The organism is Lactococcus formosensis (assembly GCF_018403745.1).
Taxonomy (GTDB): Bacteria; Bacillota; Bacilli; order Lactobacillales; family Streptococcaceae; genus Lactococcus; species Lactococcus formosensis.
Map to the genome: position 1 here is coordinate 38,181 of NZ_BOVP01000009.1, position 24,271 is coordinate 62,451.

26 protein-coding genes and 3 pseudogenes are annotated in these 24,271 nt (G+C 31.7%); 19 read left to right on the forward strand and 10 right to left on the reverse strand.

The genetic code is table 11. The annotated features are described in order from the left end of the window. The first annotated feature begins 629 nt into the window (after positions 1-629). From KJS37_RS09355 to KJS37_RS09385, 7 genes are all read left to right on the forward strand, one after another. Positions 630-1,979: a replication initiation protein gene (locus tag KJS37_RS09355; RefSeq protein WP_244851395.1), complete on the forward strand. Its 1,350-nt coding sequence runs from the start codon at positions 630-632 to the stop codon at positions 1,977-1,979. A 204-nt stretch (positions 1,980-2,183) separates the two neighbouring features. Next, on the forward strand, positions 2,184-2,948 hold the full coding sequence (locus KJS37_RS09360) for a ParA family protein (RefSeq protein ID WP_213497075.1): 765 nt from the start codon (positions 2,184-2,186) through the stop codon (positions 2,946-2,948). 5 nt (positions 2,949-2,953) lie between these two features. Further along, positions 2,954-3,277 carry a hypothetical protein gene (locus KJS37_RS09365; protein WP_213497077.1) on the forward strand — a complete coding sequence of 108 codons (324 nt, stop codon included), beginning with the start codon at positions 2,954-2,956 and terminating at the stop codon, positions 3,275-3,277. A 339-nt stretch (positions 3,278-3,616) separates the two neighbouring features. Beyond that, entirely contained in the window at positions 3,617-4,066 is a 450-nt protein-coding gene (locus KJS37_RS09370) for a hypothetical protein (RefSeq protein WP_213497079.1), read from the forward strand. A gap of 220 nt (positions 4,067-4,286) precedes the next feature. Next, positions 4,287-5,723, forward strand: coding sequence for a Y-family DNA polymerase (locus KJS37_RS09375; RefSeq protein WP_213497081.1), 1,437 nt, complete (start codon positions 4,287-4,289; stop codon positions 5,721-5,723). Beyond that, positions 5,720-5,887: a hypothetical protein gene (locus KJS37_RS09380; protein ID WP_014386630.1), complete on the forward strand. Its 168-nt coding sequence runs from the start codon at positions 5,720-5,722 to the stop codon at positions 5,885-5,887. The genes KJS37_RS09375 and KJS37_RS09380 overlap by 4 nt, the downstream gene beginning before the upstream one ends. Continuing rightward, positions 5,862-6,293 (forward strand): ArsC/Spx/MgsR family protein, encoded by a 432-nt coding sequence (locus KJS37_RS09385; protein WP_213497083.1) that lies wholly within the window; start codon positions 5,862-5,864, stop codon positions 6,291-6,293. Before KJS37_RS09380 ends, KJS37_RS09385 begins: the two co-directional genes overlap by 26 nt. A gap of 154 nt (positions 6,294-6,447) precedes the next feature. Here KJS37_RS09385 and KJS37_RS09390 read toward each other — a convergent pair whose 3' ends face one another. Then, the gene (locus KJS37_RS09390; protein WP_213497085.1) at positions 6,448-7,182 is read right to left on the reverse strand and encodes a hypothetical protein; all 735 of its coding nucleotides are present in this window, start codon (positions 7,180-7,182) and stop codon (positions 6,448-6,450) included. Between the two features lie 427 nt (positions 7,183-7,609). Between KJS37_RS09390 and KJS37_RS10470 the strand changes: the two genes are divergently transcribed. Both KJS37_RS10470 and KJS37_RS09395 read left to right on the forward strand, forming a co-directional pair. Beyond that, a complete protein-coding gene (locus tag KJS37_RS10470; RefSeq protein WP_276512727.1) occupies positions 7,610-7,741 on the forward strand; it encodes a hypothetical protein in 132 nt (43 codons plus the stop codon). 334 nt (positions 7,742-8,075) lie between these two features. Beyond that, positions 8,076-8,822: a hypothetical protein gene (locus KJS37_RS09395; protein WP_213497087.1), complete on the forward strand. Its 747-nt coding sequence runs from the start codon at positions 8,076-8,078 to the stop codon at positions 8,820-8,822. Positions 8,823-9,055: 233 nt separating this feature from the next. Here KJS37_RS09395 and KJS37_RS09400 read toward each other — a convergent pair whose 3' ends face one another. The 6 genes and pseudogenes from KJS37_RS09400 to KJS37_RS09425 all read right to left on the reverse strand — a co-directional run bounded on the left by KJS37_RS09400 (position 9,056) and on the right by KJS37_RS09425 (position 12,898). After that, positions 9,056-9,430: an HsmA family protein gene (locus KJS37_RS09400; RefSeq protein ID WP_213497089.1), complete on the reverse strand. Its 375-nt coding sequence runs from the start codon at positions 9,428-9,430 to the stop codon at positions 9,056-9,058. A gap of 13 nt (positions 9,431-9,443) precedes the next feature. Further along, entirely contained in the window at positions 9,444-9,860 is a 417-nt protein-coding gene (locus KJS37_RS09405; protein WP_213497091.1) for a DUF2871 domain-containing protein, read from the reverse strand. Between the two features lies 1 nt (position 9,861). Then, on the reverse strand, positions 9,862-10,275 hold the full coding sequence (locus KJS37_RS09410; RefSeq protein WP_198494373.1) for a hypothetical protein: 414 nt from the start codon (positions 10,273-10,275) through the stop codon (positions 9,862-9,864). Between the two features lie 54 nt (positions 10,276-10,329). Then, on the reverse strand, positions 10,330-10,878 hold the full coding sequence (locus KJS37_RS09415) for a TetR/AcrR family transcriptional regulator (protein ID WP_213497092.1): 549 nt from the start codon (positions 10,876-10,878) through the stop codon (positions 10,330-10,332). A 173-nt stretch (positions 10,879-11,051) separates the two neighbouring features. Then, positions 11,052-11,165, reverse strand: a pseudogene (locus KJS37_RS09420) (IS982-like element ISLgar3 family transposase); the annotation flags it as partial. Between the two features lie 245 nt (positions 11,166-11,410). After that, complete coding sequence (locus KJS37_RS09425; protein ID WP_213497094.1) at positions 11,411-12,898, reverse strand: helix-turn-helix domain-containing protein; 1,488 nt, start codon at positions 12,896-12,898, stop codon at positions 11,411-11,413. Positions 12,899-13,279: 381 nt separating this feature from the next. Here KJS37_RS09425 and KJS37_RS09430 point away from each other — a divergent pair, with 381 nt between their 5' ends. The 9 genes and pseudogenes from KJS37_RS09430 to KJS37_RS09470 all read left to right on the forward strand — a co-directional run bounded on the left by KJS37_RS09430 (position 13,280) and on the right by KJS37_RS09470 (position 21,339). After that, the gene (locus KJS37_RS09430) at positions 13,280-13,756 is read left to right on the forward strand and encodes a hypothetical protein (protein WP_213497096.1); all 477 of its coding nucleotides are present in this window, start codon (positions 13,280-13,282) and stop codon (positions 13,754-13,756) included. Positions 13,757-13,797: 41 nt separating this feature from the next. Beyond that, entirely contained in the window at positions 13,798-14,967 is a 1,170-nt protein-coding gene (lepB, locus tag KJS37_RS09435) for a signal peptidase I (RefSeq protein WP_213497098.1), read from the forward strand. Beyond that, positions 14,964-17,192 (forward strand): MucBP domain-containing protein, encoded by a 2,229-nt coding sequence (locus KJS37_RS09440; protein WP_213497100.1) that lies wholly within the window; start codon positions 14,964-14,966, stop codon positions 17,190-17,192. Before lepB ends, KJS37_RS09440 begins: the two co-directional genes overlap by 4 nt. 10 nt (positions 17,193-17,202) lie before the next feature. Further along, the gene (locus KJS37_RS09445) at positions 17,203-17,529 is read left to right on the forward strand and encodes an LPXTG cell wall anchor domain-containing protein (RefSeq protein WP_213497102.1); all 327 of its coding nucleotides are present in this window, start codon (positions 17,203-17,205) and stop codon (positions 17,527-17,529) included. Positions 17,530-17,540: 11 nt separating this feature from the next. Further along, a complete protein-coding gene (locus tag KJS37_RS09450) occupies positions 17,541-18,293 on the forward strand; it encodes a WxL domain-containing protein (RefSeq protein WP_213497104.1) in 753 nt (250 codons plus the stop codon). Between the two features lie 36 nt (positions 18,294-18,329). Beyond that, positions 18,330-19,073, forward strand: coding sequence for a WxL domain-containing protein (locus tag KJS37_RS09455; RefSeq protein ID WP_213497106.1), 744 nt, complete (start codon positions 18,330-18,332; stop codon positions 19,071-19,073). Positions 19,074-19,086: 13 nt separating this feature from the next. Next, positions 19,087-20,115, forward strand: a complete 1,029-nt coding sequence (locus KJS37_RS09460) for a WxLIP family cell surface protein (RefSeq protein ID WP_198943959.1) — start codon at positions 19,087-19,089, stop codon at positions 20,113-20,115. 54 nt (positions 20,116-20,169) lie between these two features. Continuing rightward, positions 20,170-20,523 (forward strand): thioredoxin domain-containing protein, encoded by a 354-nt coding sequence (locus KJS37_RS09465; RefSeq protein WP_213497108.1) that lies wholly within the window; start codon positions 20,170-20,172, stop codon positions 20,521-20,523. Positions 20,524-20,795: 272 nt separating this feature from the next. Continuing rightward, positions 20,796-21,339, forward strand: a pseudogene (locus KJS37_RS09470) (recombinase family protein). Between the two features lie 739 nt (positions 21,340-22,078). Here the strand turns inward: KJS37_RS09470 and KJS37_RS10500 are convergent. The 3 genes from KJS37_RS10500 to KJS37_RS09485 form a co-directional block, all read right to left on the reverse strand. Continuing rightward, positions 22,079-22,177 carry a putative holin-like toxin gene (locus KJS37_RS10500; RefSeq protein WP_373306145.1) on the reverse strand — a complete coding sequence of 33 codons (99 nt, stop codon included), beginning with the start codon at positions 22,175-22,177 and terminating at the stop codon, positions 22,079-22,081. A 152-nt stretch (positions 22,178-22,329) separates the two neighbouring features. Next, complete coding sequence (locus KJS37_RS09480; RefSeq protein ID WP_213497112.1) at positions 22,330-23,382, reverse strand: hypothetical protein; 1,053 nt, start codon at positions 23,380-23,382, stop codon at positions 22,330-22,332. A 31-nt stretch (positions 23,383-23,413) separates the two neighbouring features. Then, a complete protein-coding gene (locus tag KJS37_RS09485; protein ID WP_213497114.1) occupies positions 23,414-23,965 on the reverse strand; it encodes a recombinase family protein in 552 nt (183 codons plus the stop codon). A 228-nt stretch (positions 23,966-24,193) separates the two neighbouring features. Here KJS37_RS09485 and KJS37_RS09490 point away from each other — a divergent pair. Next, positions 24,194-24,271, forward strand: a pseudogene (locus KJS37_RS09490) (IS6 family transposase); the annotation flags it as partial.

Below are 24,271 nucleotides of genomic sequence, written 5' to 3' on the forward strand. Positions count from 1 at the left end.
TTTAATTTTTTTTTGAGAAATACAACAGTTACTCTTATTAAGAATAATAAGTTATAGTTATATTATATAAGTTACAGTTACAGTTACAGTTAAGGGCGATTTTTAAGGCTCAACCATGCGATTTATAAGGTTTTTAATCGTAAAAAAGTTGCATACAGTCGTAAAAAGGTTGCATACAGGAGTAAAAAAGTTGCATACAGGAGTAAAAAAGTTGTACCCTAGTCGTAAAAAAGTTGCATACAGGAGTAAAAAAGTTGCACACTAGTCGTAAAAAAGTTGTACTTGTCCGTAAAAAAGTTGCTTATGCCGTAAAAAAGTTGCATTTAAACGTAAAAAAAGTGTATTTATCAATAATATAATTTTAAATCGTAAAAAAGTTGCACTTTTTTTCTAGACAAGTCCGTAAAAAAAGTGTATATTAGTTAAAAATAACTTTTAAATCGTAAAAAAGTTGTACTCTAACTAAATTATTTCGTAAAAATAAATATTTTTTTTGCTTTTTTCTATATAAGGCACAAAAAAGTGCACTTTTTTTACGATTAAAATTTGTAGGTGTACTGCAAATACACTTTTTATACGAATTACCTATACGTTTTTGATTTGATTAAAAGGAGATACTGATTAGTAACATGGACTTATTAAACGAACTAGAAGAAAATAAAAAGTTTAGACAAGAAATAAAATATAGCCGTCAGCTACCAGAAATGTTTTCAACTGAGGACATTAATGCTACCAGTGAAAATATGACATTTGCTATCTTAGGCGAACTTCGAGACCGCTATAAAGAAGGTGAACCTGTAACTTTTACTTATCAAGAATTGGCTGAACTTGGAGGGCTATGGTTTAAGAGAAAGAGTGGAAAGAGAAGTTTATATAACGGCAAAAAACTTCAAGAAGCTATGTATCACCTTAATGATGCTTTGAAAAACTTTGCTTATTACCAAGTACGAGAAACAAATGAGGATGGCACTCCTAAGTCTTGGAAAACTATAAATATTTTTAGTGTAATTGATTTCGATGGTTCAAAGAGAGAAGTTAAGTTAACAATATCAAATGCAGAGATAAGCCCTCAACAGATTGATGCACAAGGGAATATTATTGACGAACCGCTTCATGTCTATGATTTAATTAATTCTAAGGACTGGAGTAGAGTTAAGCATCTTCAGTATGATAGGGAAATCAATAACAACCTTCCGTCAAAATACTCTAAGAGAATTTACCGCTATATTAGTGAATTTAGAAGTTTCCCTAAAGGTACTAAAATGCGTATTGATGACTTTGATAAGAAAGTACTCAAAATATTAAAGACTGAAGAGGAAGTTCATCGTGATCAAAATGAGTTATTTGATTTAAGAAAAAACCGTAAAAAATATTTAGATAAAGCAATTAAAGAAATTCAAGAATTAACTACTCCAGATGGAGAACAAATTATAAAAAATCTTGATTATATTTATTATTTCTCTGGAAGAAAAATTCATTCGATTGAGTTTACATTTACACCATTTAACGGAGATTTGGCCTATAAAAATAAGCTTACTTCTGCTGTTAAGAGTACACCTAAAGGGAAAAAGAGTCCTTTTGTTGAGGATGCAAAAATGGTTTTAAGCTACTTAAATTATTTACATAGCATACGTTTTGAATTTAACTCAGAAAAAAATATATATCAGCTTATACCTAAAAATTCAGAAAGTATATGTTTTGATGTTGAAGATATAAACCTAATTAAACCAATCCTATCTCTTCTTGAAAATGGTGTACCTGTAGAAGAACTCATGCAAGTTGAAGAAATGAAAGCTTTTGAATGGCGTGATAATACAGAAGTATTGAGTAATTTAAAACCTTCAGTTCTTTTTGGTAATAGATACTCTGAATACAGGGCTTATTTAAGTTATTTTAAAGAGCAGTATCAAATTATTCAGGATTTAAAAAAACCAGATATACCTACAATCCCTATGGACGGGCCTTGGAATGGGAAGTGATAGCTTTAAAAACTTAAACTAGTCCTTCTTATTTAAGAATATAAAAATCTCACAACTCCCTAGTAATATAGGGAGTTTTTACATGGACATACACATATAACTATGTGTATATTCACATGTGTTTAAATTAATATACACATCACTTGACAACACATATAACTATGTGTATAATTATATGTATATACAATATAAAAGGAGAAAAGAATGGCAAGAAAGACATCATTTGTAAATTTTAAAGGGGGAGTTGCCAAAAGTACAGACTCTCAATTTACTGCTTCTGGTCTTGCGGAGTTAGGCTATAGAGTATTACTAATAGATTTAGACCAACAACAAAACACTACTTATACTCTTATGCCAGATGGCATCTTAAATATTGAAAATAGTATTTATGATGTATTTATGCAAAAGAAAAATATCAAAGATATAATTTATACTGTTGGTAATATTGATTTTATACCTTCAGTTCCAGACATGATGCAAATTGACTTTGAACTACAAGGAAAACCAGATCAACCTTATCGTCTTGCTGAAGCCTTAAAGGAAATTGAAGATCAGTATGATTTTATAATTTTGGATACTCCTCCTGCTTCTCCTACAATAATTATGAATGCATTAACTGCTTCTGATGATTGTATTATACCTGTTAAAGCAGATTCATATAGCTTAAATGGAATTGGTTTACTATCGAATAGTATAAAACCAGTTCAGAAATATACAAATAAGAATTTAAAAATTGCAGGTTTTCTTCTCGGATTTTATGATAGTCGTTTGCTACTAAGTAAAGGTATTAGAGAACAACTAGATGAACTTACTAGTATTTTCGATACAAAGATATTTAACCAATCTATTAGAAATGCAGTAGCACTTGCTGAAGCTCAGGCAATGAAAAAAAGTATATTTGAGTATGCTCCCAATGCTAATGTAACGAATGATATTAGAAAATTTATTGAAGAATATTTGGAAGGATAATAACAATGGCAACAAAAAAGAATTTTGGAAAAACTACAACTGATAATCCTGCACTTGCCTTTTTAGGTAATTTAGAAGAGAAAAAAGAAAATAGCACTGTAACTAAAGAAGATACAAACAACATTGATTATGAAAAGAAAATTCAAGAACTAGAAAGAAAATTAGCAGAAACTCAAACTGCAGCAGAGACAAAAAGTGAAAGAGTTCAACTTTTAGTTTATCCATCAGTACTAAAAGGTTTGGATGATATTGCAAAAAAAGAGACAAAAAGTCGTAATGAAATAGCCAATCGTATTTTCAAAAAATACATAGATGAGTATAATGGATAAGAGTATACACATATAAACATACGCATACTTTTAAATGTGTACTAACATAATCATGTGTTTGTTATTATATGCATATAATAACAAGTTTAGATATTTAAGTATAACAATACATTTATACGTTTAACCATATACACATATATGTATATGGTTTTTTGTATATGCATAAACACAAAAGGTTATCAATTATATGTTTATGTAGGTATGTGTATGTGTGTATATACTTGCGTGTGTATGTAATACCTTAAATATTGAAATTATCAATATTATTTCTTGTAAAATATAAAAAATAGATATATAATATTGATACAATCAATAAAAGGGTTTGAGTGGAGGACTATAATGGGTAACAAATATTTAGAAGATAGATCATTTCAAGATTCAAAAGATTTACTTGTTATGCTTTTAAAGCTCATGGAAAAGGAAACAAAGGGAATGTATAAGTTTGTGGGAGAATATCCGACAGGCATTTATTATACAACTGGAAAAAAGAAGAATCAGTTTTGTATTTGCTCTAGTGAACGTACCGTTTTACAACAAGTTGACCCTTTTGTTAGAGATATATCCATTGCTCAATTTATTTTAGATATAGACTTATTTTATAGAATGCAAAAAGGTTTACCACGAAAAGGTATCCCATTAATTATTCGAACACATGAAGCAATGCTGAAGTTTTTAGAAGTATATCCGATGTTCAAAGACCAGTTTAATCAAAAGGTAAAAATGATGATTGATGATGGTGAAGAGTTAATGAAGATGTTTTACGAAGATACTGAAGTAACTTATAAATAGAACAATAATATTAAAAGACAGATAGGAGGAATCGCTATTAAATTTGCAGTTAAAAATGAAGAAGGACAATATTTAAATTTTAAAAAAGATAAAAATAGAGAGGACGATCTGTCAGTTCCTATTTGGAGTAGTAGCTTTGCTATGACTTGGATAGAGGAAGTCGCAAGTTATTTAGCTGAACTCTATGATGGTGAAATTATACAGATGTAGAGTAAACAAGATGAGGATTGATTATGATAAAGAGCCACGCAGGGCTATCTTCTTTGAGGACGTCAAATCAAACTATGCATCCATTGAATGTGTTCAAAGGAAGTTACACCCCCTAACAACTTCTTTATGTGTCATGAGCAGGTCAGACAATTCATACGGTCTTATCCTGGCATCAAGCCCAAAATTTAAAGAAGTATTCGGTAAATCAAATGTGAGTCGGGCACGTGATTTGCCTTTTTTAATTGAGTCAAGAAAGTTCAATTATCAAAAGTGGTATGAAAAGCATACAGATATTCATGGACAACGTACAGAACCAACGCTTGAATATGTTGCTTTTATAGAGAGTTGGGCAAAACGTACGCACATTGTTCCCCCTCAAATGGCCTTGTACATTGAAGAAAATATACGTATGCAAAAGATACTGTCAGGCTATACTTCCTTTGAAGAAATTCACTCCTACTCCATTGACGAATCCTTTATGGATGTCACAGAGTCCTTAAATCTTTTCTACCCAGATATAAAAGACAAGTATGTACAAATGGATAGACTGGCACAAAAGCTGCAGAGGGAAGTTCTTGCACGTACTGGTTTATATATTACTGTAGGAATGGGAGATAATCCGCTACTAGCTAAGATTGCAATGGATAATTACGCTAAACACAACAAAAACATGAGAGCCCTTATCCGTTATGAAGATGTCCCTGATAAGATATGGACAATCCCAAAGATGACTGACTTTTGGGGAATAGGCAAGGCCACAGAGCGGACATTAAATAAGCTTGGTATTTATTCGATAAAAGACCTGGCACATGCCAACCCTCAACTTATCAAAAGGAAAATGGGAGTGGTTGGGCTTCAGCAATTCTTTCATGCCAACGGAATTGATGAAACCAATGTACGTGACAGGCACATAAAAAAATCTGAGAGTTACAGCAACAGTCAGATTTTACCAAGGGATTATGAAAGAAGAGAAGAGATCGTGCTTGTGATAAAGGAAATGGCAGAACACTTGGCCATTCGATTACGTAAGGGAAAGAAGCTGGCAGGAGGGCTTTCTCTATGGGTCAGACACTCTTATCAAAGCAATGCGCCATCAATTAAAGTGTCCTGTAAAATAGACCCTACACAAAGCACGTTAGTGATTCAAAATGAAGCCTTAAGAATGTTCTCTTCAAAGTACCAGGGTGGACCGGTACGAGAAATAGGGATAGGGGGCTTTCACTTATCAGACGAGAATATAAAGCAACTGACACTCTTTGAAACCATGCTTGAAGATGATAAGCAAGTGAGCAAACAAGAAGCGCTGCAGCGAGCTGTAGATGAAATCAGAGAGAAGTTTGACTTCACAGCCATACAAAAAGCAAGTGCATTATCTTCAGGTTCAAGAGTACTAGAGAGACATAAAATGATAGGCGGACACGCTGCAGCAGGAGGTGAGAGCATATGACAGTAGATCGTTCATATAGTGAATATGAAGCCATCAGAACTTATCATGACCGAGGGATGATGAAGTGGGGCGCTTTTGCGACAGGAGAGTTATCTGAAGCACAGAAGAAGTTTATAGAAGAGCAGGAGGAAGAAGAGAATGGTAACGATAATCACAAAGAATAGCAGTACATCTTGTCGGAGTGCGAGACGGTGGCTAGATACTCATGACATTAATTATGAAGAAATCAACATCAGCCGTCAACCTTTCAACCTCACTCGTGATATTTTGATCCAAATATTGAGCTTAGAAGAAGAGGGTCTGTCCGCATTATATGGTCGTAAGAAAAAGACAGACCCTAAATACCAGTGGCTTGTAAAGAATCTCGAAGAATTATCATTAGAGTCCGCACTCTCTTTTTTACAAAATCATCTAGAATTACTGTGTACACCTATTATTTTTGATGAAAAAAGAGTGCAGTTAGGCTATGATAGTGAGAATATTAGAAAGTTTATCCCAAAGGAAAAAAGAAGAGTCGATGCAAGGAGAAAAATGTCTCACTTAAGAGAAATGGAACTCCTAGCAGGGTAAACTTTTATAATACACTTATATTGGCTGCAAGCCTTATATTCTCTATGTTATAATAGAACTCTATTCTTTAGGTAAATCTCAACATTTGTTGGGATTTTTTTGGTATACTTCAAGTACACAATTCGATTTTCTTCTCCAATTTTGGAGAAGTTTTTTATTCTTTAATTTTTTCAGGATTAAACATAAAGGGTGTTTTTTCTTTTTCCTTTTCATAATGCATAATTTCATCTCCCCAGATGCTGCTAATTAATTTACAGTAATCATCTAAAATTATTGAGAACATAGAATCGTCTTCTAATAATAATGATTTGTTTGCATGCATTATGATGTTTCTGTAGACTTTTTTAGTTTTGGGATTAGGTTTATAATATCTGGTGTATATTGTATCTAATATTTCTCCTAAATTAGATAGGAATTTAGTTTTGTCTCTTTCTACTACTAAAAATTTTTCTTTGTTAAGCTTTAAATAGTTTGAAACATATTCTAGTTGATTATTCGAAAGGCTCTCAGCTTTCCAGGTATATTTGTCCGGTTCTTTTTCATCTGGATACCAATAACTATAGACAATGTCTGGTTTAACATTTACTAAGGGAGAGTCCATATCATTAGTAAGTCTGTCGAGTATATGCCTAGGATAGACTGGCTTTTTAGTTATAGTTTTATCAATAGAAATTATTTGTCTTAATATTCCTTCAAGACATACAAGAATATATGGAATAAAAACATTATTTGGATTAATTGGGCCTTCCCAACTTTTAAAATACATTTCCTTTATATATTTAAAATATGAAGGATCACGGTATACAGTATTATTGACGGTAATTGATGTATAGCGTTTACCCTCTTCAATTATTATTTTATCTAATAGTTTATCTAGATTCTGTTCCATACATACCTTCTGTTCTAGTGATTTATTATTTGAAATATTATACCTGTACATTATAACATTAAAAATATGGCAAGAAATAAATAATTATGTTATGACGGCCTACTAATTTATTCATCTTATTCAAATATCGAGCGGTGTATATTTAAGTGTTCAATCACTTTTTGATATAATTAGTGTGAAAAAACTTAACAGTTTTGACTTTTTTTGGAATTACTGTGTACATTTAATATTTTTGATGAAAAAAAGGCGGAATTTAACTGCAAGTCTCATATTCTCTATGGTATAATTAGTTCATGGAGTGGACAGTTCGCTACTATGAAGCTCCTGATAAGTTTTACAGAGTAAATATGGGGACTATTCTCTCAATTAAACTGAAGACAGGAGGTATAGAGTCCTATGTCTATTACTGTAAAGGAAGAGTTTCGTGATGATTACAATAGCTTGTGCTATTGCGATTATACTTGGTGCATTAAGTAAGTTTTACATTGCATATGGGAAATATAAAATTTCTTGTGCAAAAGCTTACTGCATCAAAAAAAGTGCAAACCATAAAAGGTAAGCACTAATTATACGAATCTCTGAAGACTTATCAAGCGATAGGAAGGCCAATTCCTGTCGCTTTTTTCTATAAACTTTCGTTACTTATATAATATCACGTTACGTTACCTTATGTCAATATATACGATTAGAAGGAATATATCACGAGAACTACGGCAAATTGCGTCCACCAGAGTATACTTCAAAGCCTCAATTTCACCTTCTTGTATAATAAGGATTGTATACGGTCAACAACATTGGGCATTGATTTTATTTAGAACTATGTTGAAAGAATGACTTTTAGCCAAGGAGTGTAAACGGATATTAATGTATAGAACTTTGTTATAATATTACGTATGAATATTATTAATGATGTATTGTCTAGTTTATCTTGGGAAACCTTGAGTGCGATAGGCACAATTGGAGCTGTGTGGCTCACTATGAAAGAATTAAGAAAAACAGTTTCATATCGGAATAGATATATTTTGGAAATAAATCTTTATTCTACAATGGGAATTCCTAGTCTACTTGTCAACTCAAAATACACGGAATTAACTTCTTTATCTTTTAAAATTATTAATAAATCCGATCGTAATTTAGAAGAGTATGATATTTCACTAGAAAAAAAGCCTAGTTATTATGATAAAATCACATCACACTCCAATGAAAATGTTGAATTTCCTCTTTCATCAGGATATGAGCTTATTAGGAATCCTTTTTATTATGAAATGATTAAAGATACTGAAAAATCTAATTACAGATATCTAACAAACAAAATTGAACCATTTAAACCTCTGGAAGTTTTTTTTGACTTAAGAAATGAAGTTTATGAGGATGATAACGTTGGTTGGAATTTGAAATCTTCAATAGACCAAGGTTATTTTTCAGGGAAATTAAGGGTAAAAATAACAGATAGTTTTAATAATACATATTACAGCAAATGGCATAAAATCGGAAAACCCAGAAAAATTAAATCAATTAACTTTAACACCAATAAAAAATGGTTCAAATATAGATTAAAAATAAAAAACTGGTTTGTAAAACTAGCCTCTAAAAAAAGAGAGCCATTGGTTGAAGAATATAATAGAAAATATAGGAGCTGATAAAGAGGCTCTTTTTTTGATAAACTGTAAATTTTAAGTCTACTTATTTTTTACTTGAAGAAATTAAAGCTGAAAGTAAAATCACGTGTAAGTTTTAAATGGAAAATAAAATATATATCAGCTCATAACTTAACAGTTTCGAGTTTTTTGTTGTCATTTTTTATCTACTAGTTAATAAAAATACCCATCAGAGGTTACTCTGGTAGGTATTTTTTGAATTATAGTTGATCTTATTAAGACATGCCGATAAAAATACCGATGATAAATGGAATAAGCCAAATAGCCCAGACGAATATACTGAACTTATGAAAATCTTGTTGTGCATTATCATCTTTTTTGAGCAATACGATAATAGCAAATAGTGCATGAAATGCCATTAATATCAATGCTGTCAGTCCAGTGATACCATGTAAGTTGAAAGCGAAGGTATTTCCTGATATTTTGCTCATGAGGTTTGTGCCTAAAGTATCAAATATTAGACCACAAATAAAAATTACTGCATGCCATACTTTAAGTTTCCCTTGCTTTCTTTCTGCGAAAACCCCTGTAGTGTAAAATATTAAAGCAAAAATCATTGAAAATATTGCTAAAATTAATAATTGAGACATATACTCCTCCCATTCAGTCTTTAACTAATTCTTTTTTTATCACGATAAGTAACATTAAAAATGCGATAGTGATACCAATATGACTAATTCCTGAAATTCCAGAGATCATACCATTTAATCCTTTGCTAACCGTAGTTCCAAGTACTTGTAAACTACCTCGCACTCCCATCATTATAATTAGTAAAGGAAAGGAAATATTATATAAAATATAAAACTTTTTATATAATGTGTTTTCTTCTAAAGTTGTTACTTTAAACAGTAAAGCAATGAAAAGAAAAACAGCAGTTCCTAAGACAAGTATATGTGTATGTAGTACACTTAGGGTTGTGTGTCCCATAAACTCATAAGACTTAGTAAATTCTCTATAAAATACTCCGCTTACCATTGCCAATATGAAATATACAATTGATAAATTCATAACTCTTTTCATTTTAATTCTCTCTTTCGTTTGTTAAGTAGTTATATCCAAAAAGTGAACCTGCTAGAAATAAGGCTGCTCCTAATCCACTGTAAAATACAGCAATAAACTGTTCAGGAAGTAAATGAAAAATCCTTATCGTAACACCTCCAGTCATCATTACTGCCATTATAATAAAAGATTTCATATCAAAAAATTTCCAAAAATACTGTTTAGGTTGTTGAAAATTTTTTATTCTCAATGTATGTTTCACAACTAGTTTATAAAAAACCATATACCAAAACACACCAAAAACAAGAAAAGATAATATAATATTTATTACACTTATATAATTTATATAAGTATCAATTCCTATTTTAAAAACGTTGAAACCCGCTATCATCCATACTAGACTCGCTAAGCCCAATAAGCTTTTTTTTCTTACCATAGTGTTCCTTTCTTAATATTATGTGAACAACGTTCATATTGTTGTAAAAATAAATTAGTAAATAGAGTTACTTACTAATTTAAAAAAACCTTCTTTAGGCATAGATTCTACAATGACTTGCAGAAATAGTACAAAAATATAATCAATATAATATTGAGGAGTAAGAATATTGTTAAAAACATCTTCCCTAACGCTTTTATCATTCTTCAACGTATCTACCAAACTTTGTTTGATATGTCCCCAGTAGTCAAAAGTCATAGTATCCTCATTAATTTTTTGTGTTTGAACCAATGTATGTTCCGTAAAAAAATTAGGATAGAGTTCTTTTCCCTTTTCTATACTATAAAACAAGGAATTAAAGCATTCTATAAGGCTATCAAATGCATAACTTTCAGTTTCAAAATGAAATATCTCTGACCAAATACTACAAATTGTCTCAGATAAAAGTTCCTCTTTAGATGAAAAGTAATTATATACTGCACCAACAGATATTTGACTTTTATTTGCTAAAGAACGGATATTTATTTCCGAAATTCCATTTTCTCTAACCATCTCCTTGCAATAAGATACTAATAATTCTTTTGAAGTTACAGCTTTATTCATTTTACCTCCCCTCCAATATGAACATTGTTCACATCTATTATACTTATAATATAATAATATGTCAACAATATATTTTTTTTATACTTATAATTAAGAGCCCCTAACTTATTTTTAATATTAGTGAAACTTGGACAAAAATCATATAATTATATATTCGTTCAAATATTAGATATCTAACTTGCTAGTTGTTTAATCCCTAATGAAAATTTCAAAGTCATTAGTTTAATTTTATGAGCTCCAAGCTCTAACAGATTGGAAAGTAAGATTAGAAGTTGTACTATTGTCATATATTAGTATATATGTTTGAAGTATATAGTTTGACCTAGACTATTTGATTTTCTCCTGTTACTATAGTAGCAATGGAAACAGGAGTCTTAACTCGTAGAACCTATGATAATTTCTGGAAATAAAGAATGGGATAATAAATAATGATCATCTAGACTAAAAGTGTAAAGATTAGTTGCAATATATCTTAAGAAGTAAATATTTGTATATTTTAACAACAAACTAAAATATACAAATGATTCTAGGATTATTTTTTGTTTAATAGTATATTTTGTTTTGTTAAATATTCTTTTGTAATAAGAGATAATAGTTCATTCCAAGCATCTATATTATTAATAGAGTCTAGATAAAAAATATTGGTTCTTTCGATTCTTGAATCCAAGGTGTCTGTGATTATGATATCTGCTTTTTCATAGTTTTCAGTAAATTTTATTGATTCTTTATTATACAATTGATGTATTTTGTAATTGATATGTTCACTGGCAGAAATATCTTTAGTGATTTTAATAAAAATTTGTAGATTTGTTTTTATTTGAGAAAAAAATGATGATTGGAATAATTTGCTAATAATAAATAATTGATTTTTACCTATAGCTATATTTTTGTTTCTTTCTTTAAAATGACTAAAATATTCAGTGTTTTTTTCTTTTATATCTAAATATGGAATGTGGTCCATTGTTAGTAGATATATAAAATGTATTGCTACTTCTTCCATTATGTAACTAGCTATTAATGTGATAGTAAGAATATAGGCAATTTGTTTTTCATAATAAGTAATTTCAGGGGATATATCTTTATTGAGATTGATTGTCATTATATTCTTAGTTAATATACAATAGGGATGATTTGAGTTTAAGAAAAAACTCCCTAATTTCTTCTTTAGAGTAGAAGTTAAAATATCAGAACTAGTAAGTAGTAGTAAAAAAATAAAATAATTAATTTCTACACTATTAGTATTGATTGAAAAATTTAAATTAAATTTTTTATCTAAATTAACTTCACTTAATAGTTGATAGATATCATTTAAAATATATTCCTCTTCAATAGAAATATATCTACTGAGTATTCTTCCATTAGAATTTCTTAGATAAAATATTGAGTATAAATAAAGTAATGAGGGATTGTTTTGGGAAACAATCTCTGATGAAATATTTAGTTCAGATATTTTTTCTTCTATAAAAGGTTTTGAAAGACTATCAAATGGCCATTCTATTTCATTAAAAGAAGTAAATAAAAAAATGTAAGAAAAAATTCTTATATATATTTCTTCTCCTGTTAGATAAAAAACTTTTTTTGTAGATTTTATGAATATATTATAAGTAAGTAGATATTTTCTGAGTGAATGTATCAATTTATCTAAATAGATATCAGAAATATATAGGTTCTTTATAATTTTTTCCCTAGAAATACTGGTATTTGTAATTAATATTAAGCATAATTTAAAAAGAGAGTTTTCTTTTAATAGTTTTAGTTTTAAAGTATTGACATCAAGTAATGAAGTTTTTTTATAGTGAGGATTAATTGATATGATTCCTAAATTATTTGATTGGATAAAGAATTTTTTATGCAATAAATCTGTAAAATGAGAATTAATATTAATAATGGAATGTTTTACAAGTCGTTTCGAAATAGAAAATTTTTTGGATATTTCGGAAATACTTGTAGAGTCTTTTCCTAAGATAAAATAAATTATTCTTAATTCTCTTTGTAAATAATTTGGTAGTAAATTTTCCATAATGTTTTCCTTTAAACTTCTCTAAATATATTATATAAATAAAAATATAAAATACCAAATAAAAAAAGCATACAAAAACTGTATAACAGTGGCCGTAAAATATATATATCTTTATGGGGAATAATAATGTAGAATAAATTGTTGTATGAAAATTACATATAGAAAAGGTATTTAATGATAGATGAAAAAATATAATCTTATTCCAAGTTTCTCTTTTTTGGGCAGATAACATATTAAATCCAGCTGTCAGTTCATTCACTACTTCTGGTGGTAATAATAGTATTGAAGATATAAATCAAATGACTAATTTTTTTAATACAAATAATAATTTTTCGGAAAGTTTATTGTCATAACGTCACATTATATAAAAAGGGAGAAAACATGGGAAACTATAGCGAAACCAATCAAAGAGATTTGAGTAGTTTTGAAACAGAATTGAGTGGAATTATTCAAGAAGTAGAAGAAAATAAAAAGAAGCTTGAATTTTTGGCAAAAGAAAATGAACAATTGCGTTTGAAGAACGCGAATTTAGAAAAAAATGAAATCAACTATATCAATACCTTAAAACAAAATACATTGAAAATTCAAGAATTAGAGAAACAGAATCCAATTGGACTTTCTGAAAAAGACTTGGCAGAGGTTATGCTGGATGCTAAGCGTGTAGCTAATGATATTGTTCAAAAAGCAAAGGAAGAGGTCAAGACTTTTGAACATCAAAAACAGGCTGCACTTAACAGTATGAGACAAGAAGGACAACTTTTACGAGAAGATATTGTGAATTTTAAAATGAAAGCTGATCAAGATCTTAACGAATGGATTAAAAGTTTAGAGGTACTTATTGGAAGTTCTGAACAATAATATTCACTGTATTCGATCTTTCGCTCATGAGGTAAGAGAAAATGATTAAACTTTATAGAGGAGAAAGTCGTAAAGAAGCAGAGGAAATATGTCTGTTTATGTTAGATTCTTTTGGCCCCTCACAAGTCCTACAAGAATTAATGAAAAAGCAAGGCAGACTGTATGATGATTTTGATGTTTCTCTTTTAAATAAAAAATATTACTTCACGCTTCAAAACACTGACCTAGCCTCAAACTTTTCTACCTTCCCTGTATTAAATTTTTTAGAAGAACTTGAAAGTGTTTTTCCTCAAATTATTTGGACGAAGATAATGAAGAGTCCGCTTCATCGTTATAAAGTTGAGTTCATTCCCGTTTCTTTTTACAATCATAGACAAGGAGAGGAAGATGGGGTTTTGGCGGATTGTTTGGAAGAAATGGGCTATCATGCTTCCAACCTCATTCCAACTTTTCGTATGAAAGTTGAAGAGGTGTTCAATAAATATAAGAGAAACCTTTCATATGAATTTCATCCTTCTTTTGACAAACAAGTAAAAAAAAATGAAGAAGATGAAGTGCTTGAATCTGACATAAAAGAAAAAGATACAGATATTATTTTGCAACGCTTGAGGAGTCTACAGGAAAAAGTAAAAAAAACAAGTAGTGAGCAAGTATCAGATCAAGATAAAGAACAACTTTCATATCAAAAAAATAAAAATAAACACGAAAAAAGAAAAGAAAAAAAGAAAAGGCCTCGGTTAAAAATGATGTGCTTAGCTGGCGGGATAGTCACTTTTATTGTTCTTCTTTTATTTGTTCTTTTGCAATTTTATGGCATACGTACGATAGAAGGTAATTCAATGAAACCTCTATTAAATGACAAGGCAATTATTGTCTTAGAGAAACATCCCAGTACATTAAAGCGCCAAGATATTATTGCATTTAATGTCCCTCAGATGGCCAATAAAGAGTTTGTGAAAAGAATAATTGCTTTACCAGGGGATACAGTATATGCGACGCAAGGGAAGCTTTATGTGAATAATCGTTTATCGTCTACGAATTATACAGAACCAGTCACGGAGGACTTTACTTTGAAAGAAATAAGTGGAAGAGAAACAGTACCTGAAGGAAAACTATTTGTTTTGGGTGATAATCGTTCCCACTCCACAGATAGCCGTAATTATGGCTTTGTGGATCAAAAAGAAGTGAAAGGGAAAGTATTAATAAAATGAAAATGGAATTAAAACAATGGCTTAGGAAGAGAAAAATAAGCTTTACTATTTTGAGTGTCCTCACGGTTTTAGGACTTCTTATCACACTATCAAGTCTTGTTATTCCTAAAATTATGGCAGGGGATACGGTTGTCTCTGATCTTGTTCTTCAAGCAGAGACAGAGGACAAATCAATCGCTTTAACAGTGACAGACAGTAATCAAGAGGATACCAAAATAGTTGTTCCTCTTCCAGAAGGCGTCACTTATCAGTCGAATTCCAATTCGAGTATTGGTGTGACACAGGATACAGTCAATAATCAGTTGGTTATTGACTGGGTGGAGGGACAAGAGAAACAAGTCACGTTACAACTTGAGGCTAAGGAAGAGGGGAGTTATGATTTCACCGCACGTACTGTACGTGAAGGTGAGCCGGTTACTTCTTCACCATGTTCAGTTACGGTTAAAGTAACGCCCCCTTCCTCAAGTGAAGCGCCCCATGTGAGTACAGAGGAGGAAGACCAACAAACCTCTTCTCCAGAAAACGAGAATGAAGAAAGTCAAGAAGAGTCTGGGACAGAAGATAATAATGATACTCCAGAGTTATCCGGGACAGAAGATGATATTAAAAATTTAGATACAGATGTGAGTGAGACTACTTCAGTTGAACGAAATAAAGTTTTAGCGTCTAAAAGTTATAATTTTTCTTATACCCTTTCTCCTGAAAATAATGAAGGAACAGAGTTTTCTATACAAAATATTATATTAGATGATAATTCTGAAGGATATGGTTCACTTAGTATTGGAATTCCAAATGGGATGTCTAGTAATATAAATGAGGCTATGATGCCAGAGGGATGGGAATTGAATCTTAATTCTTCAGGATACAGTATTATCATTAATCCTGGTGCTTCTACAACAGCTGTTAAAAATTTCTTGTCTACCTTAAGATTTATGACGAATACAGAATACAAAGCCCCGGGTGCGGTATCTATTACAGTTGAGCAGAACAAAATATCTAATTGGGTTGATCCTTCAGGGAAACACCATTATTATTTATTTGTACCTTATCTGCAAGATGAAATTGTCACATTTCAAAAATCATATAATCAAGCAAAACAAACCACTTATAAAGGGTTAACAGGATATTTAGCTACGATTACCTCACAAGAAGAACAAGACTTCATTTATAATTCAATCGCAAAAGAACCAGGATACTTAGGAGGTACACACTACGTTTTTTCAAATGGGAATCGAATTAATGATGAACAGGTAATTAGTGAAAATACATTATTTGAACATGAGAATGTTGATTATAAACAAGGAGAACAGTGGTATTGGCTAGATGGCCCAGAGGCTGGTACAGTATTTTATAATACTAAAACATATGATCCAATAAAGGGACCGGTACCTGGGGTGTATAATCATTTTAAGTCAGAAGAGCCCAATAATACAAATGGACAAGAGGGTGTGCTCCAGTTTGCTAATTTGAACGATCTGTGGAATGATATGCACGATTATTATCAGCCTCCTAGACCGTTTAATTCTGTGCAAGGTTATTACGTAGAATTTAGTGAGTATGGGGATCAAACAGAAGAATCCTCTCAAAATACGTATACTGCAAATATCCCTCAAGCAGTTACTACAAAATATATAGATACCTATAACAATAAAATTTCAGAAGATGTTCATAGCAGTGGCCCTATGGGACAATCTTATACAATAGAACAAAAAGACATCCCTGGCTACACTTTCAAAAAAGTGGAAGGCCCTACAACAGGAAAGTTCACAGATCAACCTCAAGCCGTTACTTATACCTATACATCTGATGTTCTTCGCTTTTATGATGTTCCAAGTGAACTCAGTTTCAATGAAACTAAAATATCATCTCATACAGAAACCATCTCAAGAAAAGATCCAAATTGGAAAATCATTGTAGAAGACACACGGTTGAGTAAACGCAACTGGCGTGTTACTGCACAACTTGTGGATCAATTTAAAGACAGTTCAGGACAACCTTTAAAAGATGATATACTGCTTTTCCGTAAGGGCAATCAATCGGATCAATGGATTACCTCGAGTAGTGAAATGAACGTATTTGATGGCACAAGTACTGAAACTGATGATTTATACGATGTTTTATGGCCCACTCAAGAAGGTCTTCTCCTTCAAGTTGCCCCAGGGACTGTAAAAGTTGGGAAATATACAGGTGTTATTAATTGGAAACTGATTGATGCACCTGTATAAGAGAAAGGAGGTGAAAAATTTGAAAAGGATTTTAAAAAAAGGATTGTTCTTTAGTATTGTTGCCCTTTACATGGTAGGAAACAATCAAATTGTGCATGCGGATATAACCGCCAATATGGAAAGCCAAGCATCTATTCATTTTGATCAATCTTACTTCCCCCCAGAAGTAGATCCCCTCATTCCCAGTGGAAATACCTCTTTTCCAGTTTATACTGGAAAGACTATTCTCCCTAAAACAGGGGAATCAAGTAGTCAAGCTTGGCAAATGCTTGGGCTCTTATTCTTAAGCACAAGCTTAATAACTCTTACAACAAAAAAAATAAAAAAAGAATATTAGGAGAAAACATAATGAAAATGAATCACTTACTTATGGCAGGAGTAGTCTTACTTTCAAGTAGTTCAATGTTAAATTTTGCATCTGTTGTTCACGCAGATGATAATTCTGTGAATACTACAGGGGATGTAAGTTTTGTGGAAGATACAGATCCAACAAATCCATTAGATCCGACAGATCCAAAGGATCCAGTAAATCCGGTTGATCCAATTGAGCCTACGAATGGACCATTAAGTCTTGACTATGCGTCAAGTTTCCACTTTGGTGAACAAAAGATTTCTGCTAAGGATGAAACATATTATGCGGTCTTTGATAAAATTAAAGGTGCAGAAGAAGGTCAAACAATAGATAAACCCAACTGGGTCCAAGTCTCAGATAAACGTGGTACAAATGCGGGCTGGAAATTGCAAGTCCAACAAGGGACACAATTTACAACAAAACAAGGCGAGAGTGCCAAGGCACTCAAAGGTGCAGAAATTAAAATTATCAATCCTATTGTAAAAACAACACCTGATAACCAAGCAACTGCTCCTACCGCAAACTCTGAGATTACTTTAATTCCAGGTGCAGACGGTGCTGCAGGCGCAGCCCAAGATGTCATGACTGCCCAACAAGATCAAGGGATGGGCACATGGTTAGATGGTTTTGGTAACGAAAGCAACGGAGATAAGAGTATTTCATTGAGCGTTCCCGGAGTTTCTGAAAAGGTAAAAGATGGGAAATACACGACTGATTTAACATGGGTGTTAACAGATACACCAGCGTAATGGAATGCATAGATTGATAAGGAAAAGGAAAAAATTATGAAAAAAACAGCATACACAGCTTTGGCTACAACAGTACTTTTAACAGGATTTGCATTTGGTGCTTCTCGTGCTTTGGCAGAGGAGCCTGTGGAAGCAGATGGCGCATCAATGAAATCTGTAGGGACAATCTCTTATGTAACAGATGATGCACCAGTAAATCCTATTGATCCTATGGATCCAGACCCTGAAAAGCCAATTACTCCAACAGACCCAGGGGATCATGAAAAACCAACATCAGGTCCATTGAGTATTGATTATGTTTCTAATCTACGCTTTGGTGAACAAAAAACTACAGGGACAGATATGACATATTATGCTCAATTGGATAATATTATTGCATCAGATGGTACAGAAATTAGTCGTCCAAACTTTGTTCAAGTGACAGATAAACGTGGTTCTAATGCTGGATGGCATTTAACTGTGACCCAAGATGGACAGTTTAAAAGTGGTGAAGATGAATTAGCTGGAGCGGTACTTAAATTGGATCATGCGAGCTTGTCTACACCAAATGACGGGATTGAACCAACCGCTAACCAAGGGATTTCTTTGACGCCGGGAGTTTCTTCAGATGTATTGGATGCGAAAGAAGACCAAGGGACAGGGACATGGTTGAACCGTTTTGGTGCAGATGAAGAAGAAGGAAAATCAAGTGTTTCATTGTCAGTACCTGGTAAAACCAAAAAAGTTCAAGGGGAGTATAAAACTAGCCTCACTTGGACATTGACAGATACACCAGCGTAATAAGGAGAAGAGAGTGAAAAAGAAAAGTTTATTTCTCTTTTTTATAGGTATAGTTCTTCTTTTCTCTGGTTTTAGGACAGTATCTGCGGCAGAAATGAAATTTTCTGTTCAGGCAGTACTTCCAGAAAATCAAGTGGATAAATCTCAATCTTATTTTGATCTACGTATGAAACCAGGACAATCTCAGGATTTAATGGTGGAGATGCGCAATGATACTTCTAAGGAAGTGACGGTTGAAGTGAATCCTAATACTGCCATTACCAATCAAAATGGTATTGTGGAATATAACGATACGAAGACGAAACGTGACAGTAGCTTAAAGACAGGCTTTAAAGATATTGCGACAACAGAAAAAGAAGTGACTGTTCCTGCAAAAAGTCAAAAGCAAGTCAAAATTCATGTTCAAATGCCACAAGAAGAATACAATGGAACAATCTTGGGAGGAATATATTTTTCTGAAAAAGATCAGGGAAAAGATCAGAAAGATACTTCTAAAGGCAGTCAAATTGTAAATAAGTATGCTTATGTGATCGGTGTTAAACTGACAGAGACAGATACTGTTGTTCAACCAGAATTACGATTAAATGCAGTGCAAGCTAAACAAATCAATTATCGTAATGTTATTACTGCAAATATTCAAAATTATGAACCCGCTATTCTAAAAGATTTAAAAATAGAAGGTAAGGTTTATGAAAAAGGTGGCAGTGAAGTTCTTTATTCCGAAGTGAAAGAAGACCTTCGTATGGCGCCAAACTCTAATTTTGATTTTGCGATGAGTCTGAATAATAAGCCCTTTAAACCTGGGAAATACACTTTTAAAGGTGTAGGGAAATCAGGGGACAAGGAGTGGAAGTTTGAAAAAGACTTTGAAATAAAAGGTGAAGAGTCACGGAAATATAATAAAGAAGCAGTCTCTCTTGAGAAGGATAATACTTGGATCTATATACTTGTAGGTATAATTGTTGTTTCTCTTCTCTTGATTATTATTTTGATTTTGTTAAGAAAATTAAAAAATAACAAAGAAACCCAAGAAAGAGAGTGATAAGATAAAAGCCTACTTAAATTTTTAAGGAGGCTTTTATTTTTGGAGAACAGGATGATTCATTTATATTATAGGCAAAGATGCACGTCTACTCCTAGAGCTATAGAGTGGTTTAAGAGCTATGGAATTAAAGTTTGTATACGTTCCTCTGATCAAATTTCTCGAGAAGAGTTAATCACTGCTCTCTCCTCTACAGAGAAGGGGTTTACTGATTTATTGAAGTACCCTAATCATCTTAATGATGAAGAAATGTCTAAAATGCGTTTACTTAAAACACTGACATTAAATCAGGCACTAGAGTTTATCAAAGTTAATCCAGATCAAATTCGAATGTTTTTACCCCCAGAGTATCGACGGAGTACGTTGTTTAGAAAAGAAAGAGAAGAGGTTTTAAAGAGAGGAGATTGATTTAAGAAATAGTATCTTTAATCTCACAGTATACTTTATATATGTAAAAAAGTGTTGTTATTGATTGCGCTCCTTATTTCAATTTGGTAAAATAAAGGTGTATCATAAATAGATATACTCATTACTAAAGCAGATACTCGCAAAGTTGTCTGCTTTTTATTTTTGGAAATCTAACAGCTCATAACTTAACAGTTTTGAGCTATTTTTGTGTATACTATAAATAAAGAGATTTCAACGGCTCATAACTAAGGGTTATAAATAGAGGAGAAATTATGAAATTTGGGTATGCTCGAGTGAGTACAACGGATCAAAAATTAGAAAGTCAAATTGAAAATTTAAAAGCTGCAGGGGCAGAAAAAATTTACTAGGACAACAACCGAGCGACCAGAATTTCAAAAATTACTTAATCAACTTCGAAAAGATGATATGCTTATTGTGACGAAATTGGACCGATTTGCAAGAAATACTCGAGAAGCTTTGGAAATCATTCAGCATTTGTTCCAGAATGATATAAAAGTACATATCTTAAATATGGGGATTATTGATAACACTCCAACAGGTCAACTTATTTTCACTATATTTAGTGCTTTTGCCCAATTTGAAAGAGATATGATTGTCAACCGTACAAGTGAGGGGAAAAAATATGCCAGGGACAATGACCCAGCTTTCAAGGAAGGACGACCTCAAAAATATACTGGAGAACAAATCGCTTTTGCTTTTGAATTAAAGAAGCAGGGAATGACATATAAAATGATTGAACGTAAGACTGGAATTAGTGTCGCTACGCAGAAAAGAAGGTTTATTGGGTTAAAGTAGAAGGCGAAATTGTAACAATATAGTAATCTTATATTTAACAAATTGTTGAATTCAATAATGAAATATGTCTGACATTCTATGCTATAATTTATTTAGTACATAATTAATAGTAATTATGTTTAAGATAAAAGAAGCCCGCTTCAGACAGACTTCTTTAACTCAGATAATGTTTAATTTAATTTAATATTGAGATGCCTTAAACGGAGCGACCAAACTTGTTTAAGGTTTTTTTGTGTTTGTAAAAGCTTTATTTATAAAAGCTACGTACAGTATAGATTGTACAAATGATAGTACATACCATTGAAACGACAGAAACGACTGCTTCAAGGACAGTAATATCCATAAATCTCCTCCGCAGAGGACAGTTTACAATTTTTCTTTATAAGCGTTACCTCCACTTTTTTTCTTGTCATTATCTGAGGAAACTCGCAAAGCTAGGCCTTTCAAGTTAAGTTAATTATATCAAACCTATAATTGTTTTTCCACTATATCTAGTGGTTTTTTTATGAAAACAAAAGAAAGGACACTATATCTAGTATTCATTCATTTTGATGGAAAATTAAAAAATAACTATTTCTCTTAATTTGAATAAAAGAAAAGTATTTGCAAAAGTCTCTTATAATGTTATAATAGGAGTAAAGAAAAAGGACTTGCTCGAAACAAGTCCCATGTAGCCGATTAAAAGTCGGTGGCAGTATTTAGTTCTAAGAACCGTTAACCTACCAAAGCTAGACGGTTCTTATTTTTTTGTGATTTTTTCAATCAACAAGATGACAAACGTAAGCAAACTGATTAGGAAACTACAAATTGCAGTCATTAACATTGCTACAGCCATCATAAGAGCGCTCCTTTCTGTTGGATTTTGTACTTATATTCATAAGCATCACCCACTTTCAAGAGCCACCGTCTATTAAACTTCTACTTCACCATTATAACAAAATATAAACCTCTAAGCTATAAAATCCTAGGGGTTTATATTTTTGTTTTTAGTTAGTCTAAACAATATTTTTTTATTAAGATTAAAGAAATTTGGTGGACTACTTTTATCCAATTTATTTCCTTTTCGTTATTCAATAATTCAGGTAATTTTAAATCGAAAGCATCATCGCTTTTACCGTGGACAAGGCTATTTCGATATTTATAAATAGCTTCTGCTAAAGAATCTGATTCTGTATTTTCTATTAAATCCTTTTCTTTGGCAAATTCCAATATTGAGTTTAGTTCATCAAGATTTGCACTAAGGAGATACTTTAACTGGTTGATTTCCTTATCCTTATAAATCTTTGTAATTTCTGTAATAAATTTTTGAATATTATTTTTACTATTATATTGCTCAATTTTTTCTCTAAAATCATCTGATCGATTGATTATATAAAAATATTCAAGTACTTTGTAGAAATATTGGAACGATAATTCGTGATCTCTTATTTCCATTCCAGCATTGTAAAAACTTAAGACTTCAGAGTTTTTAAAGAGCGAAAAATTATTAATACTATTGGGTTCAGGTAAAATATTTCTATTAATGTAAAAGTTTTTAATACTGTACATACCGTAATCTTCGCCAATAAATTCATCAATTACAGGGTACTCTGTGTCATCGTTATCGATTAAATAATTTCCTATGATAAATAATGCTTGGTACAGATAATCCTTTAGATTGTCTTTATTTATTCCTCGTAGTGAAATGGTGGTCATATACGTTCTATCATGGTATTTATCATCAGTTTGGCTAACTAGCAGTTCGTAAAGTGTACTGGATTTAGAGATTTCAATTTCAACATCTCCTAATTTAAACATAGGGTATTCCGATGAACATATAATACTAAACTCAGCATAATTACCATATTTTAAACCTCTATTTGGGTATATAGTTATTCCATTGTTTTCCTTGCTGTAATCATTTGAAGCAAAGGACTCCTCTGTTATTTTTAATTTTTTTTTAGTTCTTTCCTCGTATAAAATGAAGAAATCATTGAATAGTTTGCCTTCAATTTCATCTTCTGGAATCATAAGTTTATCTGAAATTTTTTGTAAGATATTCATCATCATCTCCTGATTTTGCTTTAAATATATACTATTTATTAATATATCGATAAATAGTAGTTCTTGAAACACCCCAAGACTCCGCAATATTCTTTATTGGTGTTCCGCTCTCCACAAGTGTTTTAAGTAATTCTATATCTTTCTCAGTGAACTTTTCAGGACGACCACCTAATCTTCCCCTTGCACGTGCTGCTGCTCTTCCTGCAGCTGAACGTTCGAGAATAAGGTTACGTTCAAACTCCGCAAATGCAGCGAACAAATGGAACATGAGCTGTCCAGTAGAGCTTGATTTATCCATCGTGATATTTTCTTGCAAACTATGGAAACTTACTCCTTTATCATTAAGAGAGTTGACTATACTGATTAAGTCCTCCATATTTCTTCCCAATCGATCTAATCGCCAAACGACAATTGTATCACCGGGACGAGAAAATTCTATTGCTGATTTTAAACCAGGTCTATCTTTTTTACTTCCAGACATGTGATCCGTAAATATTTTCTCACAACCATATTTTCCAAGACTATCTTTTTGTAAATCTAAATTTTGTAGTCCAGTTGAAACTCGTGCATATCCAATATTCAAATTTCTGCACCTCCGTTAGTTCAATTGTACCATAACTTAGAACAATATATATAAATGAACATAGATTAAATTACGAGTTAATGAACACGAAATATAAAAGATATTGACGAAATTTGTAGAAAATAAAAAGTGTCCAGAAAATGGTCATTTTCTGAACACGGAAATATGAAAGAACATTGGTCTAAGAAGACGTATCTCATTTTGTGTCTAAATATTTGACATTGGTCCAATATTTGGTTACGTAAAAAACGGGACACACAAGCAGCCTATGCTTTTCTTAAGCGGTTAGTGAAGCAGTTTGATGAA

Excerpts from the sequence above, each read along its gene's own strand:
- KJS37_RS09355 (WP_244851395.1), top strand. The coding sequence starts at position 630 with ATGGACTTATTAAACGAACTAGAAGAAAATAAAAAGTTTAGACAAGAA.
- KJS37_RS09360 (WP_213497075.1), top strand. The coding sequence starts at position 2,184 with ATGGCAAGAAAGACATCATTTGTAAATTTTAAAGGGGGAGTTGCCAAA.
- KJS37_RS09365 (WP_213497077.1), top strand. The coding sequence starts at position 2,954 with ATGGCAACAAAAAAGAATTTTGGAAAAACTACAACTGATAATCCTGCA.
- KJS37_RS09370 (WP_213497079.1), top strand. The coding sequence starts at position 3,617 with ATGGGTAACAAATATTTAGAAGATAGATCATTTCAAGATTCAAAAGAT.
- KJS37_RS09375 (WP_213497081.1), top strand. The coding sequence starts at position 4,287 with ATGAGGATTGATTATGATAAAGAGCCACGCAGGGCTATCTTCTTTGAG.
- KJS37_RS09380 (WP_014386630.1), top strand. The coding sequence starts at position 5,720 with ATGACAGTAGATCGTTCATATAGTGAATATGAAGCCATCAGAACTTAT.
- KJS37_RS09385 (WP_213497083.1), top strand. The coding sequence starts at position 5,862 with ATGGTAACGATAATCACAAAGAATAGCAGTACATCTTGTCGGAGTGCG.
- KJS37_RS09390 (WP_213497085.1), bottom strand. The coding sequence starts at position 7,182 with ATGGAACAGAATCTAGATAAACTATTAGATAAAATAATAATTGAAGAG.
- KJS37_RS10470 (WP_276512727.1), top strand. The coding sequence starts at position 7,610 with ATGATTACAATAGCTTGTGCTATTGCGATTATACTTGGTGCATTAAGT.
- KJS37_RS09395 (WP_213497087.1), top strand. The coding sequence starts at position 8,076 with ATGAATATTATTAATGATGTATTGTCTAGTTTATCTTGGGAAACCTTG.
- KJS37_RS09400 (WP_213497089.1), bottom strand. The coding sequence starts at position 9,430 with ATGTCTCAATTATTAATTTTAGCAATATTTTCAATGATTTTTGCTTTA.
- KJS37_RS09405 (WP_213497091.1), bottom strand. The coding sequence starts at position 9,860 with ATGAAAAGAGTTATGAATTTATCAATTGTATATTTCATATTGGCAATG.
- KJS37_RS09410 (WP_198494373.1), bottom strand. The coding sequence starts at position 10,275 with ATGGTAAGAAAAAAAAGCTTATTGGGCTTAGCGAGTCTAGTATGGATG.
- KJS37_RS09415 (WP_213497092.1), bottom strand. The coding sequence starts at position 10,878 with ATGAATAAAGCTGTAACTTCAAAAGAATTATTAGTATCTTATTGCAAG.
- KJS37_RS09425 (WP_213497094.1), bottom strand. The coding sequence starts at position 12,898 with ATGGAAAATTTACTACCAAATTATTTACAAAGAGAATTAAGAATAATT.
- KJS37_RS09430 (WP_213497096.1), top strand. The coding sequence starts at position 13,280 with ATGGGAAACTATAGCGAAACCAATCAAAGAGATTTGAGTAGTTTTGAA.
- lepB (WP_213497098.1), top strand. The coding sequence starts at position 13,798 with ATGATTAAACTTTATAGAGGAGAAAGTCGTAAAGAAGCAGAGGAAATA.
- KJS37_RS09440 (WP_213497100.1), top strand. The coding sequence starts at position 14,964 with ATGAAAATGGAATTAAAACAATGGCTTAGGAAGAGAAAAATAAGCTTT.
- KJS37_RS09450 (WP_213497104.1), top strand. The coding sequence starts at position 17,541 with ATGAAAATGAATCACTTACTTATGGCAGGAGTAGTCTTACTTTCAAGT.
- KJS37_RS09455 (WP_213497106.1), top strand. The coding sequence starts at position 18,330 with ATGAAAAAAACAGCATACACAGCTTTGGCTACAACAGTACTTTTAACA.
- KJS37_RS09465 (WP_213497108.1), top strand. The coding sequence starts at position 20,170 with ATGATTCATTTATATTATAGGCAAAGATGCACGTCTACTCCTAGAGCT.
- KJS37_RS10500 (WP_373306145.1), bottom strand. The coding sequence starts at position 22,177 with ATGATGGCTGTAGCAATGTTAATGACTGCAATTTGTAGTTTCCTAATC.
- KJS37_RS09480 (WP_213497112.1), bottom strand. The coding sequence starts at position 23,382 with ATGAATATCTTACAAAAAATTTCAGATAAACTTATGATTCCAGAAGAT.